This is a genomic window from Bradyrhizobium sp. CSA112 (genome assembly GCF_029051645.1).
In the GTDB taxonomy this organism is placed as follows: Bacteria; Pseudomonadota; Alphaproteobacteria; order Rhizobiales; family Xanthobacteraceae; genus Bradyrhizobium.
Genome location: NZ_JAACFS010000018.1, coordinates 63,428 through 78,590, shown reverse-complemented (window position 1 = coordinate 78,590; position 15,163 = coordinate 63,428). Strand labels below are relative to the sequence as shown.

Below are 15,163 nucleotides of genomic sequence, written 5' to 3'. Positions count from 1 at the left end.
GAAGGGGAGGCACCGATGAAGGCCGCTGTTCTGCATGAAGTCAACACGCCGCTGGTGATCGAGGATGTAAGCGTGCCGAACCCCGGCCCGCGCGAAGTTTTGATCCGCACGCGCGTCGCCGGCCTCTGTCACTCCGACCTGCACTTTATGGAGGGGCTCTACCCGCATCCGCTGCCTGCGGTGCTCGGGCATGAATCCGCCGGTGTCGTCGAAAAGGTCGGCTCCGACGTCACCTATGTAAAACCCGGCGATCACGTCGTGACCTGCCTGTCGGTGTTCTGCGGCACCTGCGACAACTGCACCACCGGCCGCACGGTGCTGTGCACCGACACCACCGTGAAGATGCTGCCCGGCCAGTCCAACCGCCTGTCCTGGGCGCGCGCGGAGAAACTCAACCAATTCCTCAATCTGTCGTCGTTCGCCGAGCAGATGCTGGTGCACGAAAACGCCATCGTCAAAATCCGCAAGGACATGCCGCTGGAGCTCGCGGCGCTGATCGGCTGCGGCGTCATCACGGGCTATGGCGCTGTGGTCAACACGGCCAAGGTTCAGGCCGGCGAAACCGTCGCGGTGATCGGCTGCGGCGGCGTCGGCATGGCCGCGATCAATGGCGCCGCGATCGCCGGCGCCGGCCGCATCATCGCGATCGACACCAACCCGGCCAAGCTGCAGCTTGCGACCAAGCTGGGCGCGACCGACATCGTCGATCCCGCGAGGGGTGACGTGGTGCAGCAGGTGCGTGAACTCACCGGCGGCGGCGTGCATCACTCCTTCGAGGTGCTCGGTCGCAAGGAAACCGCGGAGCAGTCCTTTGCGATGCTGGCAGCGGGCGGCACCGCAACCATCGTCGGCATGATTCCGTTCGGCCAGAAGATCGAGCTGCACGGTTTCGACTTCCTGCGCGAGCGCCGCATCCAGGGCTCGTCGATGGGTTCCAACCATTTCCGCGTCGACATGCCCCGCCTGGTCGAATTCTACATGCGCGGCAAGCTGCATCTGGAGGACTGGATCTCGGCCAAGCTGAAGCTCTCCGAGATCAACGAGGGCTTTGCCAACATGAAGGCCGGCAAGACGCTGCGCAGCGTGATCATGTTCGATGCGTGAGGGGTGTAGCACGCGATGTCGTCCCGGCCTCGTGCGCAATTGCGCATCAGGCGCCGGGACCCATACGCCGCGGCCGAAGGAAATGGCACACGGGGAGACGGCCTCTCTCCCGACATGCAGCGGTGGTTATGGGTCCCTGCTCCCGTGCGCAATTGCGCACTAGGCAGGGACGACGCGGTGAGAGCTCGGCCTACCGCGACACGTGCGCGGACACCGCGAGCCATTTGCCGTTCTGTCTCGCCCAGCAATCGGTATAGCGCCCGTGGGCCTGCTGGCCATCGGCGGTCGTATAGCTGGTGGCGGCGTGGATGATGGCGAAATCGCCAAGGATGCGGATTTTCACGTCGTGCGCGGTGAGGTTCTTGATGGTCACGGGTACTGCCGTCTGTTTCAGAAACTCGGCGCGATCGACCAGCGACTTGTCGGGGTTCGAACAGTAGAAGTCGGCGGCAAGAATTTCGTCGAAGCGTTTGACGTCGGAGTTCTGGACGGAAGCGACGTAGTCGCGGTTGAGCTCTGTCAGCTCGGCGAGGTCGTTGTTCATGATTTCCTCCGGTCCTTGTTCGTCAATGCAGAGTGGCCATCATGCTGTTCTCGGGGGGCGCTTGATCACGACGCGGGCGAGCGAGCCAAGCACGTAACCCGCAAGCGAGAAGGCGAGTGGCGGCAAGAGCGCCTTGAGATCAAAGATGGTTTGTTCAAGCGTCGGTGGCGCCAGCAGAAGATCCAAGTTCAGGAATACAAGCGGCGATATCACGAGCAGCGCCAAACGGAGCCGGTGTTTGGCAAAAGTGCATAATGCTGCAACGATAACGGCCGTGGCGCTGAACAGGCCATAGGCAATCTCAAAGCCGAGAGCGTGGCGGATGTTGAAAGCAGTGGCCAGCAACAGACCCCAAACAAGGCCGGCCATCAGAAGCGCGGCATCGTCGATGCTCCGGAAAAGCGGCAGATACCCCAGTGCCAGGAATGCCAGAATCGACAGGGCGGGCCAGGCCGCGACAAATGTGCCATGCATCAGCCCCCACAAGTGGAATGTTGGCCAGCCGAGCGCGGCATAGGCATAGCCAAGCGGCCACATCAGCAGGAAGCCGGCAACGACGGCGATGACGCTTTGAATGAAAGTCCGCATGGCGCTTTCAACGGTCCCGCTTCACCCTCGTGGCGAGGAGGTGCGCTTGCGCGCAACTCCTGCCACGCAGCGTCTTCAATCATCAAACATCGGCGGCGGTTTGAAGCCGCCGAACTCGCGCTCGATCAATTCCGCCAGCTTCAGCGGCGTGCGGTCCTCCAGCCACGGGCCGACGATCTGCACGCCGACCGGCAATCCGTCCGGCGAAAAGCCGGTCGGGATCGCGGTCGAGGGCAGGCCGGGGAGCGTGGCGATGCCGGGCCAGGAGAGCTGGTCTGGATAGACGTAATCCTTGTCGTCGACCTTGATGCGGCGCTTCTCCTGGTCGTCGGAATGATCGTGCGGATAGGCCGGCGTGGGCATGATTGGGCAGATCACCGCATCGTAAGTCTTGAACAGTTCGCGCCACTGCGCGCGCAGGCGAGCGCGTCCGCCATCGGCCATCAGCCAGTCGCGGTGACTGAGCACGATCCCGCGCAGGCGCTCGGCGCCAAGGCTGGTGTCGTCGGTGGATAGCGCCGCAGCGGCAGCCTGCGCGCCGGCGTAGCCTTCCGGCGGGAAGGACGCGGCGAGGAACGACATCAGCATCCGCATATAGAGCCGGGACGACTCCGCAAAGTTCGGCAACAGCGGACTGTTGCGCTCGACCTTGGCGCCGGCCTTGCCGAGATTGCCGGCGAGCGTATCGATCGTGCCGCGCACCGTCTTGTCGGTCGGCATGACCGGATCAGTCTCGACCACCAGCACGCGAAAATCCTTCAGCGCTGTCTGGCGCGGCGGCAGCAGTGCGAGCTTGTAGCCCTTGCCGGCCTCCAGCGGATCGGGCCCTGCGATCGTATCGAGCAGCAGGGAGAGATCGGCGGCGCTGCGCGCCATCGGACCGACCACGGCAAGGTCGCGGTCGAGCGGTAGCGGCTGGAACGGCGGCGGCGTGTGGCCGCGTCCGGGCACCAGCCCGAAGGTCGGTTTGTGCGCATAGACGCCGCAATAGAATGCCGGAACGCGCAGCGAGCCGCCGATGTCGGAGCCGAGCGACAGCGGCCCGTAGCCCGCGGCGAGCGCCGCCGACGATCCGCCGGAGGAGCCGCCCGGCGTGCGGCCGAGATCGAACGGGTTATTGGTCGTGCCGTAGATATCATTGTAGCTCTGCCAGTCGCCAAGCCCGAGCGGGACGTTGGTCTTGCCAAGGATCACGCCGCCAGCGTCCTTGACGCGCGTGATCGAGAGTGCGTCCTCGGTCGGCGTAAAATCCTTCTGCGCCGGAATGCCCCAGGTCGTCGGCAGGCCTGCGATGTTGTAGGATTCCTTGACCGTCACGGGGAGACCGAGCAGCGGCTTCTTCACGCCGCGCGCGAGTTCGGCGTCGGCGGCACGGGCCGCCGCAAGGCCACGCTCGAAATCGCGAACGCAGATTGCATTGATCTTCGCATCGTGCCGCTCGATCCGGCTGATCGCGTCCTCTGCCAGTTCGACCGCTGAGACTTTCCTGTCAGCAAGCGCAGAGGACAGTTCGACGGCGGTCTTGAAACTCCATTGCGATTTGGCCAAGGCGTACTCCCGCTCTGTTTTTCGAATGCGGCGCGGATGATGCTCAGTTTGCGCGCATGCCGCAAGAGCAATAGCTGTACAGCGGCAGAACGGTCACATTGCTATTCTCTTGGCGGCAACACCGTTTGCGCGCTAGTCTTCCGTTCAACGAAAAATGAAAACAGCGCGGGAGGCTCCGATGAGATCGGCGCAGATGAAATTCGCAAAATTCATGCGCCGGGTCGGCGCCATCAAGCACGAGCCTGCTTCGGAAGGACATGTTCTTCCCCGAGATCGGCGGGCTCAACGGCAGTTGATGCCACTCGTCCGGAATGTCTGCGAACCAAAATCAACGGGCAGAGGAAACCATGCCGCCCAGCGCGAGCCGGAAATTTCCCATGTTGTCCACCAAGCGGCTGACCTTGCGGGCCGCGGCGCCAAAGGACGTCCCTGCGTTTCGGGCGTTATTGTCGGTTCCCGACGTAACGCGTTTTTCCAATTGGCCCGACGCGCCGTCCACGACGCAGGTCGAACGTTTCGTGCGCTGGATGTCCAAGGTCCACGGCTCCGGCAAGGGGTGTGCCTGGATCATCGAGATCAGCGGCTCAAAGGCGCTGGCCGGCGCGATCCGCTTCAACAGTTTCGAGAAGAAATGGCGGTGCGGCCAAATCGGCTACGAGTTGCATCCGGATTATTGGGGCAGGGGCCTGATGACGGAGGCGGTGCGGGCCGTGGTCGCGTGCGGACATGAGACCTTCAGGCTCAATCGTATCGATGCCTGGACGATGCCCGGTAATGCCGCGTCCGACCGCGTGCTGGAAAAGTCAGGCTTTCATTATGAAGGCACGTTGCGGCAAAAGGCATGGTTCAAGGGCGCGTTCCATGATTTTCGAATGTTCGGCCGGATCGCGGGAGACGCCGTGAGTGCGAACTGAGACACCGGCTACGCCGTCCCGATCAATATCCCGACCGCGAGCACGATGACGCCGCCCAGCACGATCTGGAACACCGCTTGCAGGAATGGTGTGTCCATATATCGCGCGCGGATAAAGGCGATTGCCCACAGTTCGAAGAACACGATGATGCAGGCGATCACGGTCGCGATCCAGAACGCGTTCGGCCAGGAGTCGGGAACGAGATAGGGCAGGGTGTGGCCGATACCGCCCAGCGTGGTCATCAACCCGCAGGTCAAGCCGCGCAGCCAGGGCGAGCCGCGCCCGGTGAGCGAGCCATCGTCGGACAGTGCTTCGGCAAACCCCATGCTGATGCCGGCGCCGATCGAGGCGGCTAGTCCCACCAAAAACGTCTGCCAGTTCTGATGTGTGGCGAAGGCCGCCGCGAACAGCGGCGCCAGCGTCGAGACCGAACCATCCATCAGGCCGGCCAGTCCCGGCTGCACATATTGCAGCACGAACATGCGCCGCCGCGTCCGATCCTCTTCAGCGCGCACGTCGGGCTTCAAGATTTCGCCGGTGAGTTTGATCGCGAGTTTCTCGTGGCCCTTTTCCTCTTCGGCGAGGTCGCCGAGCAAGCGGCGTACGCCGACGTCCTCGGCCTGCTCTGCAGCCTTGATGTAAAACTGCTCGGCCTGGAGCTCCATCGTCTCGGCCTCCTTGCGGATGGTGTCGAGCGGCAGGTTTTTGGTCAGCCAGATCGGGCGTCGCCTCAGGAATCCCTTGACGTCCTCGCGGCGGATCGGCGGCAGATGCGTCCCGAAACGCTTCTCATAAAGCTCGAGCAAACGGTGACGGTGGCCGCGTTCTTCCTCGGCCATCTCCTCGAACACCTTGGCCGAATCCGGATAGCGCGCGGCGAGGTCTTCCGCGAAGGTCATGTAAATGCGGCTGTCTTCCTCCTCGGAAGAGATCGCAACGGCCAGCACTTCGCGCTCGGTGAGATCGGCGAAATTCTTCACGGGACAGCGCCTTAGTTTAGAATTATTCTAATATTGGCTGTCGCCGCGGTCAATTGCCGGCCGTGGCCTGGTTCGCCTTCGTCTACGAGCTTGTTTTCGCCCCTCGCAGGAATTGCACCAGCAACCAGCTCACCTCGTTAGCCTGCTCCTGCTGCACCCAGTGGCCCGCGCCATCGACGAGATTGCAGCCGATCATGTTGGTGCAGGCCTTCTGCATGGCCTCGTACACGCCGGGGCGCTGATAGGTGCCCCAGTCCTGCTTGCCGGAGATGAAGGCGGAGCGCACGTCGATGGTGCGGCCCGACCACGTCTGCAATTCCGGCAGGAACGCGCCCGAGGTGCCGCAGCGATACCATTGCAGGCCGCCCTGGAATCCGTTGCGTTCATACTCGGCGCTGTAGAAGGAAAGCTCGCTGTCCGGCAGCCATTTGTTGGCGGCGATTTCAGCGGCCGACGGCATTTCTTCCGCCACGGTGGCGGCCATGTCCTTGGCGAGGTCCATCACATAATAGGTCGGGAGTTTCGCAATTTCGTCCGCCGTCCAGGATTTGAGCGGGTAGGGCTTGTTGGCTTTCCAGTCCGCGCTCTTGTGGTGGTAATAGGCACGGAGAAAATCATGCACGCCCTGCGGCGCGTGGTGCATGTCGTTGTTCGCCTCGCGCGTCGAATAGTACCACTGGTAATGTTTTCGCGGGCGCGGCAGCGCGGCAAGATCGCAATGAATGGGATCTTCTGCTGCTGATATGGCCGCGCCGTCGGCGGTGTTGAAGGGCAGTGACGGCGGGCCGCCGAACGGCGCGCTCATCATGACGACGGAGCGAAACACGTCCGGCCGGATCAGCGCGCACCATGCGGCGACCGACGAGCCGAAATCATGCCCGATGACGGCGTCGACGCTGCGATAGCCGAATGCCGATACCAGCCCCAGCGCATCGCGCACCAGATTGGGGAGCCGGAACGAGGCGAGGTCGCCGTCATAATCCGGATCCCATCCGGTAGTGCGGCCATAGCCGCGCTGGTCCGGCGCGATCACGTGATAGCCGGCTTCTGCGAGAACCGGCATCACCTTGCGCCAACTGAAGGCGAGTTCGGGAAAGCCGTGCAGCAGCAGCACGCAAGGCCTGCCGCGGGTCTCGAAGCCGGCTTCCAGCACGTGCATGCGCAGGCCGTTGATGTCGTCGACGTAGCGCGAGCGGATGGAGGAGGGGAGCGGGATCTCGGGGAGGATGGTCATTGTTTGCGCCTCTCTTCCCCTCTCCCCTTGTGGGAGAGGGTGGATCGAATGAGCGTAAGCTCATTCGAGACGGGTGAGGGGTTGTTTCCGCGGAGACATACCCCTCATCCGCCTTCCCTTCGGGAAGGCACCTTCTCCCACACGGGGAGAAGGGAAGGAAGCTATGTCTTCGCCGCCGGCTTCGGCCAGTATTTGTCGCGCAGATGCCGTTTCACCAGTTTTCCGGTCGGCGTGCGCGGCAGTTCCGCCTCGAAGTCGATGCTCTTCGGGCATTTGACCGGGGACAGATTTTTTCGGCAGAACGCGATCAGTTCGGCCTCGAGCGCCTTTCCCGCCTTTGTCATGTCGTGCGGCTGCACTACGGCCTTGACCTCTTCGCCCATTTCCTCGTTCGGCACGCCGAACACGGCGACGTCGGAGACGGCGGGATGGGTGATCAGCACGTCCTCGGTCTCCTGCGGGTAGATGTTTACGCCGCCGGAGATGATCATGTAGCTCTTGCGGTCGGTGAGATAGAGAAAGCCTTCCGCGTCGAGATAGCCGACGTCGCCGAGCGTCGACCAGCCCTTGTCGTTGTAGGCCTTCTTCGTTTTCTCGGGGTCGTTGTGATAGGTGAAGACCGGCGCATCGGCGAAATAGACCGTGCCGATTTCACCCACCGGCCGCTCCTCGTCATTCTCGTCGAGGATCTTGACCTTGCCGACCACGGCGCGGCCGACGGTGCCGCGATGGGTCAGCCATTGCTGCGAGGTCGAAACCGTGACGCCGTTGCCTTCGGAGCCGGCGTAATACTCGATCAGGATCGGTCCCCACCATTCGATCATTTTTGCTTTCACGTCGACCGGGCAGGGGGCCGCAGCGTGAATGGCGCCCTTCAGCGACGAGACGTCGTAAGCCGCGCGAACCTCGTCCGGTAGCTTCAGCATGCGCACGAACATGGTCGGGACGAGCTGCGACTGCGTGACCTTGTATTTCTCGACCAGTCTCAGAAATTCCTCGGCGTCAAAATGTTCCATGATGATGGAGGTGCCGCCGAGCGTGATCGCCATCATGTTGAAGCGCAATGGAGCCGCATGATAGAGCGGCGCCGGCGACAGATAAATGCTGTCGGACGACATGCCGCACATGTCGGCGCAGAGAATTTTCAGCAGTGGGTTCGGCACGTCGATCGCCTTGCCCTCGAACTCCTTCTTGATGCCCTTCGGCCGCCCGGTGGTGCCGGAGGAATAGAGCATGTCGTAGCCCGCCACTTCATCCGATATCGGCGTAGCCGGCTGCGCGGCGGCTTCCTTGTCATACGAACGGAAGCCAGGCTCCGGCTCGTCGATCATGTAGAGCAGCGGCCCGTCAGACTGGCCGACAAGGCTCCTGACCTGTTCGGCGCATCTCGGCGTGGTGATGAAGACTTTTGCGCCGCAATCCCTGACGATGTAGGCGATCTCGTCCTGCGTCAGATAGCGGCTGATCGCGGTGTAATAGAGACCTGCGCGCTGCGCCGCCCAGCAGATTTCCATGAAAGCGAGGCGGTTTTCCATCAAGAGCGCGATGTGGTCGCCGGCGTTTAGGCCGAGCTTGCGAAACAATTGCGCGCCCTGGTTCGAGAGCTCGTCGAGTTCGCGATAGGTGATCGCCTTGCCTGTCCCCGCCATCTGATAGGCGATCTTGTTCGGCTGGCTGCGGGCGTGGATAGAGGGGTGGGTCACAGACGTTTCCTCGGATTTATTTTTGTCGTCCCTGCGAACGCAGGGACCCATAACCACTGCGGGTCATTGTTCAAGCAAGCTGGAGCTCCAGCTTTATGTAACCACGCTCACCTGTGGTTATGGGTCCCGGCTCAAGGCCGGGACGACACCTTTTATGTGGACGCGTCTAGCAGTTCAGCAGCCGCTTTCTTACAGCCGTTCGACGATCGTCACGTTGGCCATGCCGCCGCCTTCGCACATGGTCTGCAGGCCGTAGCGCTTGCCCCGCTGCTTGAGCGCGTTGACCAGGGTGGTCATCAACTTGGTGCCGGAGCCGCCGAGCGGATGGCCGAGCGCGATGGCGCCGCCATTGACATTGAGCCTTTCCGGATCGGCGCCGGTGGCCTGCAGCCACGCGACCGGCACGGCGGCGAAGGCCTCGTTGACCTCGAACAGGTCGATGTCGTCGATCGACATGCCGGCCTTCTCCAGTGCCCGCTTGGTGGCGTGCAACGGCGCATCCAGCATGATGACGGGATCGCCGCCCATCATGGTCATGTGATGGATGCGCGCCAGCGGTTTTACGCCGAGCAACTTCAGGCCGCGTTCGTTGACAACCAGGACGCCGGAGGCTCCATCGCAGATCTGGCTGGCGCTGGCTGCGGTGTGCTTGCCGTTCTCGGCGATCAGCTTGACGCCCTTGATGCCGTCGAGGCTGGCGTCGAAGCGGATGCCTTCGTCGATATGGTGGGTGTCGGCCGTATTGTCGGCGCGGGTGACCTGCAGCGGAACGATCTCGTCCTTGAACTTGCCGGCTTGCGTGGCGGCGATCGCGCGCTGGTGGCTGTTGTAGGAATACTCGTCGAGCTGGTCCTTGGAGAGCCCGTACTTCTCCGCCATCATCTCCGCGCCGGTGAACTGGCTGAACATGATGTTCGGATATTTCTTTTCGATGCCCGGGCTCTTGTAATGGCCAAAGCCGTTCTTGGCGGGAAGCTGCGAGGCAAGGCCCATCGGCACGCGCGTCATCGACTCCACGCCGGCAGCGATGACAATGTCCATCGAACCGGCCATCACCGCTTGCGCCGCGAAATGCAGCGCCTGCTGCGACGAGCCGCACTGGCGGTCGACCGAGGTGGCGGGCACGCTCTCGGGAAGTTTTGAGGCCATCACCGCGTTGCGGGCGATGTTGTTGGACTGCTCGCCGGCCTGCATCACGCAGCCCATGATCACGTCCTCGATCTGGGCGGGATCAACCCTGGTGCGGTCGACCAGCGAATCCAGCACGGAAGCGGCAAGGTCGGCCGGATGCCAGCCCGCCAGACGTCCCCCCTTGCGGCCACCCGCGGTGCGTGCGGCGGCGACGATATAGGCCTCGGCCATGTCTGTTCTCCCTTGGATTGTTATGGATGGCGTTTGATGGATTGGCCGGATTTAAGGGGCACTGCGGGATTTAGTCAATCAATCAATTAACTCTTGAGTGCAGCCGCGGCATGCGCTTATGTGCGGCCCGGACTTCCGGCAGGCAGTGATGGCATCGCAATTGAATACCAGCGTACCGACGAGGCTTCCGGGCGGCAAAAATGCCACCGCCGAGAAGCTGCTTGTCGCGGCGAGCGAACTGATGATCGAGCGCGCCTCGATCGAAGTGTCGCTTTCCGACATCGCGCAGAAGTCCGGCGTCAACGCCGCACTGGTGAAATATCATTTCGGCAACAAGGACGGGCTGTTGTTGGCGCTGCTGGCGCGGGACGCCGCGACCGAGATGTCGGGGCTCGAATACCTGATCAACCAGCCGATCTCGCCGACCGCCAAGTTGCGCCTGCATATCGGCGGCATCATCCGTGCCTATCACCAGTTCCCCTATATGAACCGGCTGATCCACTATCTCCTGCATGAGAGCAGCCCGGAAGCCGCCGACGAAGTCTCGAAATTCTTCGTCGCGCCGCTCTTGGACTTTCACCGCCGCCTGCTCGCCGAAGGCGTCAAGGCCGGTGAATTCCGCGATATCGATCCGGTGCTGTTCTATACCAGCCTGATCGGCGCCTGCGATCACCTGTTCTTCGGCCGCCACGCTATGTCGCGCGCGACCGGGGTCGGTCCCGTCACCGACGACGTCTGCCGCGAGTATATCAAGCACATGGAAGCGCTGATCTGCAGCGGAATGCTGAATGGGCGAATGGCGAGTAGCGAATAGCGAATGGTCATCTGCGCCATTCGCTACTCCCTATTCGCTATTCGCCAGATCTAGAGAAGAAAACATCCAAGGAAAGGTCCTCTAAAATGCAGTTGCAAGACGTTGCCGTTCTCATCACCGGCGGTGGTTCGGGCCTCGGTGCCGCGACCGCCCGCGCCATGGCCGCCAAGGGCGCGAAAATCGGCGTGATCGACCAGAACAAGGAAAACGCCGAAAAGGTCGCCGCCGAAGTGAAGGGCGTTGCGCTGCACGCCGACGTCACCGACGAGGAAGCCATCAAGGCGGCGATTGCGAAAGCCGAAGCCGCGCACGGCATCGCCCGCGTGCTGATGAACTGCGCCGGCATCGGCGGATCGCAGCGCACCGTCGGCAAGGACGGCGTCTATCCGCTGGCAAAATTCGTCCGCATCATCAACGTCAATCTGATAGGCACCTTCAACGTGCTGCGCCTGTTCGCCGAGCGGCTCGCCACGGCGCCGCCGGTCGGCGAGGAGCGCGGCGTCGCCATCAACACCGCTTCCGTCGCGGCCTACGAAGGCCAGATCGGCCAGATCGCCTATTCGGCCTCGAAAGGCGGCGTCGTCGGCCTCACGCTGCCGGCAGCCCGCGACCTCGCCAGCCTCAAGATCCGCGTCAACACCATCGCGCCCGGCCTGTTCCTGACGCCGCTCTTGATGGGTCTGAATGAAGAGGCCCGCAAGAGCTTGGGCGCCCAGGTGCCGCATCCGGCCCGCCTCGGCGATGCCGCCGAATACGGCGCGCTGGCGGTTCACATCGTCGAGAATCCGATGCTCAACGGCGAGACCATCCGTCTCGACGGCGCGATCCGCATGGGGCCGCGGTAGCGCCTCCCTTCTCCCCTTGTGGGAGAAGGTGGCTTCGCGGAACGCGAAGACGGATGAGGGGTCCTCTCCGGTTGGCAACCCCTCACCGAATCGAATGCACGGCTAACGCCGGTGTAGCCCTCTCCCACAGGGGGAGAGGGCGCAGCAACGAGCGCCGCAATCCGCGGATGCAGGGAGCGCCCCGTGACTCAACCGCTGCTGATCGAACGTCATGACGGGATCGATTGGGTCACGCCTAATCGCCCGGACAGCCTGAGCGCGCTCGATCCGTCACTGATCGACGCGCTTCCTTGAGAAACGAAAGCCTGTCTATATCAGGCGATGACGACAAGATCCGCAAAGGACAAAAATTCCGGGAGACGCAATATGAGTGGGAGTGCTGCCGCAGTGTTGACCAAGCCGGCCTTTCGCAAGATCGAATGGCTGGCGCGTGACATTGCGGTCGAGCGTCGTCCTGATGGCGTCATCATCCTGAAATCTCGCATCCCGCTGCAGGCTTACGAGAAGCATATTCCGGCATCGCTGGCAAAATGGGCCAAGCAAGCGCCCGAGCGCATCTGGCTGGCGCAACGCGGCGGCCCGGACCGGCAATGGCGGAAAGTCCCCTACGGCGAAGCCAAGCGCATCGTCGACGGGCTGACGCAGGGACTGCTCGATCTCGGCCTTGCCGAAGGCAGGCCCGTCGCGATCCTGTCAGGCAATTCGATCGAGCACGCGCTGATGACGCAGGCCGCGATGCAGGCGCGGCTACCGGCGGCGCCGGTGTCGCCGGCCTATTCGCTGATGAGCCAGGATCATCTCAAGCTCAAATACCTGTTCAATCTGATCAAGCCTGCGATCGTGATGGTGCAGGACGGGCCGACCTTCGAGAAGGCGCTCAGGGCGATCGATCTGACCGGTGTCACCGTCGTTCACGTCGCGCGGCCCTGCGAGGGCATCAAGAGCGTGTCCTTTGCCGATCTGGCCGCAACGCCGGTGACGAACGCGGTCGAGGAGTCGATTGCGAAAATTACGCCTGACACCATCGGCAAGCTGCTGTTCACCTCGGGCTCGACCGGCATGCCGAAGGCCGTCATCAATACGCAGGAAATGATGTGCGCCAATGCGGCGATGATGATGCAGGTGCGCCCGCGCGATCCCAGCGGGCCGGTCGCGACCGTGCTGGACTGGATGCCCTGGAATCATACCATGGGCGGCAATGCGGCGTTCCATCCGATCCTGGTCGATGGCGGTACGCTCTATATCGACGACGGCCGGCCGATGCCCGGCCAGTTCGAAGAGACCATCCGTAACCTGCGCGAAGTGTCTCCGACCTATTATGCCAACGTGCCTGCCGGTTACGCGGCGCTTGCCGCCGCCATGGAGAAGGACGACGCGCTGTGCCGCAGCTTCTTCAAAAACCTGAGCATCATGGCCTATGGCGGCGCGCGGTTACCGGATGATCTCTACGACCGCATGCAGGCGCTGGCGGTGAAAACCACCGGCGAGCGCATCGTGTTCTATACCGGCTGGGGCTCGACCGAGACCGCGCCGACCTCGACAGGCACCTATTGGGACACCGAGCGCGTCGGCCTGATCGGCCTGCCGTTTCCCGGCGTCGAACTAAAGATGGTGCCGTGCGGCTCGAAGTATGAGCTGCGATTGCGCGGCATCAACGTCACCCCAGGCTATTTCGGCCAACCCGATCTGACCAAGAGGATGTTCGACGAGGAAGGCTTTTACTGCATCGGCGATGCCGGCGTGTTCGTCGACGACAACGATCCGCTGCAGGGCATCATCTTCGCCGGCCGCGTGGTCGAGAACTTCAAGCTCACGACCGGCACCTTCGTCCATGTCGGTTCGCTGCGCACCGATGCGATCGCGGCCGCGACGCCGGTGGTGCACGATGCGCTGGTCACGGGACAGGATCGTCCGTTCATCGGGCTGCTCGCCTGGCCCAATCTGCACGCCTGCCGGCAGATAACAGGCAATCCCGATGCGACGTTTGAGGATGTGGTCCGGCATCCCCAAGTGATCGCCTGCCTGAAGCGCGGGCTGGAGACGCATAACGCGTCCGCCACCGGCAGCAGCATGCGGATTGCGCGGGCGATGCTGATGGCCGAGCCACCCTCGATCGACGGCAACGAACTCACCGACAAGGGCTACATCAACCAGCGCGCCGGCCTCGAGCGTCGCGCCGCGCTGGTGGACAAGCTCTATGCCGATCAGCCGGAAGAGGACGTGATCATCTTGAACTGACCGTAGGATGGGTAGAGCGCAGCGAAACCCATCATTCGAAACCAACAATTGATGGGTATCGCTTCGCTCCACCCATCCTACAGAGCCATCACACAACGCGAGTAACACGCTATGAACTTCGATTTCTCCGACGAACAAAAACAGATGCGCGACGCGGCGAGGAAGTTTCTCGCCGAGAAGTGCCCGCCGAAAGCCGTGCGCGAGGTGCTCGACGGCAAGGCGCCGTATGACAAGGAGTTGTGGAAGGGGCTCGCCGAGATGGGTTTCCTCGGCGTCGCGATCCCGGAAGAGTTCGGCGGTGCGGGCGCAGGCCATCTTGAACTCTGCGTGATCGCGGAAGAAATGGGCCGCGCGAATGCGCCGGTGCCGTTCTCGTCCACCGCCTACCTCGCCGCCGAAGCGCTGCTTCTGGCAGGCTCCGACGCGCAGAAGCAGAAATGGCTGCCGAAGATCGCGAGCGGCGAGGTGATCGGCACGTTGGCTCTGTTCGAGGGCAAGGGCAATCCGTCGCCGAAGGCAATCAAGCTGCAGGCTTCCAGCGGCACGCTCAATGGCGTGAAGAAGCCGGTGCCGGATGGGGCGATCGCCGATTTCGCCGTCGTCGCCGCGCGCACCGGCTCGACCGAGCGCGATTCAGACATCTCGCTGTTCCTGGTCGACCTGAAGGCCGGCGGCGTCGAAGCCAAGTCGCTGACCAATGTCGATCCGACCCGGGGCCAGGCCGAACTCACCTTCAAGAACGCCAAGGCCGAGCCGCTGGGAGCAGTCGGCGAAGGCTGGAGCATCCTGACCCAGGTGCTCGACCGCGCCGCCGTGCTGCTCGCGTTCGAGCAGGTCGGCGGCTCCGACCGCGCGCTCGAAATGGGCCGCGATTATGCGCTCGACCGTATCGCCTTCGGCCGGCCGATCGGCTCGTTCCAGGCGGTGAAGCACATGCTGGCCGATATGTATGTCTCGGCAACGCTGGCACGCTCCAACTGCTATTACGGCGCCTGGGCGCTCTCGACCAACGCGTCCGAATTGCCGGAAGCCGCGGCGGCTGCGCGCATCAGCGCGACGCAGGCGTTCCAGCACTGCTCCAAGAACAACATCCAGGTTCATGGCGGCATGGGTTTCACCTGGGAGTTCGACTGCCACATGTACTACCGCCGCGCCAACGCCACCGCGCTGACGCTCGGCAGCCTGTCGTACTGGGAAGATCAGTTGATCGACCGCATGCGCAAGAAGAACGCGGCGTGAGCTTGTGAGAACCGTAGGATGGGTAGAGCGAAGCGAAACCCATCAGAAGT

Annotated in this window: 13 protein-coding genes and 1 pseudogene; 7 read left to right on the top strand and 7 right to left on the bottom strand. The window is 62.9% G+C overall.

Going from position 1 to position 15,163, the window contains the following annotated elements; translation table 11 throughout:
- The first annotated feature begins 15 nt into the window (after positions 1-15).
- Positions 16-1,104, top strand: coding sequence for a Zn-dependent alcohol dehydrogenase (locus GWE18_RS25800; protein ID WP_275188505.1), 1,089 nt, complete (start codon positions 16-18; stop codon positions 1,102-1,104).
- Between the two features lie 190 nt (positions 1,105-1,294).
- Here the strand turns inward: GWE18_RS25800 and GWE18_RS25795 are convergent, their stop codons facing one another.
- From GWE18_RS25795 to GWE18_RS25785, 3 genes are all read right to left on the bottom strand, one after another.
- Positions 1,295-1,648: a nuclear transport factor 2 family protein gene (locus GWE18_RS25795; RefSeq protein ID WP_275188504.1), complete on the bottom strand. Its 354-nt coding sequence runs from the start codon at positions 1,646-1,648 to the stop codon at positions 1,295-1,297.
- 39 nt (positions 1,649-1,687) lie between these two features.
- A complete protein-coding gene (locus GWE18_RS25790) occupies positions 1,688-2,185 on the bottom strand; it encodes a hypothetical protein (RefSeq protein WP_275188503.1) in 498 nt (165 codons plus the stop codon).
- Positions 2,186-2,311: 126 nt separating this feature from the next.
- Positions 2,312-3,784: an amidase gene (locus GWE18_RS25785; protein ID WP_275188502.1), complete on the bottom strand. Its 1,473-nt coding sequence runs from the start codon at positions 3,782-3,784 to the stop codon at positions 2,312-2,314.
- 377 nt (positions 3,785-4,161) lie between these two features.
- Here GWE18_RS25785 and GWE18_RS25780 point away from each other — a divergent pair, with 377 nt between their 5' ends.
- The gene (locus GWE18_RS25780) at positions 4,162-4,698 is read left to right on the top strand and encodes a GNAT family protein (protein ID WP_275188501.1); all 537 of its coding nucleotides are present in this window, start codon (positions 4,162-4,164) and stop codon (positions 4,696-4,698) included.
- 8 nt (positions 4,699-4,706) lie between these two features.
- Here GWE18_RS25780 and mbfA read toward each other — a convergent pair whose 3' ends face one another.
- The 4 genes from mbfA to GWE18_RS25760 all read right to left on the bottom strand — a co-directional run bounded on the left by mbfA (position 4,707) and on the right by GWE18_RS25760 (position 9,977).
- Positions 4,707-5,678: an iron exporter MbfA gene (gene mbfA, locus GWE18_RS25775; protein WP_275188500.1), complete on the bottom strand. Its 972-nt coding sequence runs from the start codon at positions 5,676-5,678 to the stop codon at positions 4,707-4,709.
- Positions 5,679-5,760: 82 nt separating this feature from the next.
- A complete protein-coding gene (locus GWE18_RS25770) occupies positions 5,761-6,912 on the bottom strand; it encodes an alpha/beta hydrolase (protein WP_275188499.1) in 1,152 nt (383 codons plus the stop codon).
- Between the two features lie 161 nt (positions 6,913-7,073).
- The gene (locus GWE18_RS25765; protein ID WP_275188498.1) at positions 7,074-8,615 is read right to left on the bottom strand and encodes an acyl-CoA synthetase; all 1,542 of its coding nucleotides are present in this window, start codon (positions 8,613-8,615) and stop codon (positions 7,074-7,076) included.
- A 189-nt stretch (positions 8,616-8,804) separates the two neighbouring features.
- Positions 8,805-9,977: an acetyl-CoA C-acetyltransferase gene (locus GWE18_RS25760; RefSeq protein ID WP_275188497.1), complete on the bottom strand. Its 1,173-nt coding sequence runs from the start codon at positions 9,975-9,977 to the stop codon at positions 8,805-8,807.
- A gap of 148 nt (positions 9,978-10,125) precedes the next feature.
- Here GWE18_RS25760 and GWE18_RS25755 point away from each other — a divergent pair, with 148 nt between their 5' ends.
- From GWE18_RS25755 to GWE18_RS25735, 5 genes and pseudogenes are all read left to right on the top strand, one after another.
- Complete coding sequence (locus GWE18_RS25755) at positions 10,126-10,791, top strand: TetR family transcriptional regulator (protein WP_275188496.1); 666 nt, start codon at positions 10,126-10,128, stop codon at positions 10,789-10,791.
- Between the two features lie 86 nt (positions 10,792-10,877).
- Positions 10,878-11,636, top strand: a complete 759-nt coding sequence (locus GWE18_RS25750) for an SDR family NAD(P)-dependent oxidoreductase (protein ID WP_275188495.1) — start codon at positions 10,878-10,880, stop codon at positions 11,634-11,636.
- 183 nt (positions 11,637-11,819) lie between these two features.
- Positions 11,820-11,924 (top strand): annotated as a pseudogene (locus GWE18_RS25745) (enoyl-CoA hydratase/isomerase family protein); the annotation flags it as partial.
- A gap of 78 nt (positions 11,925-12,002) precedes the next feature.
- Positions 12,003-13,874 carry an AMP-binding protein gene (locus GWE18_RS25740; protein WP_275188494.1) on the top strand — a complete coding sequence of 624 codons (1,872 nt, stop codon included), beginning with the start codon at positions 12,003-12,005 and terminating at the stop codon, positions 13,872-13,874.
- Between the two features lie 111 nt (positions 13,875-13,985).
- Positions 13,986-15,113 (top strand): acyl-CoA dehydrogenase family protein, encoded by a 1,128-nt coding sequence (locus GWE18_RS25735; RefSeq protein WP_275188493.1) that lies wholly within the window; start codon positions 13,986-13,988, stop codon positions 15,111-15,113.
- Positions 15,114-15,163 lie beyond the last annotated feature (50 nt).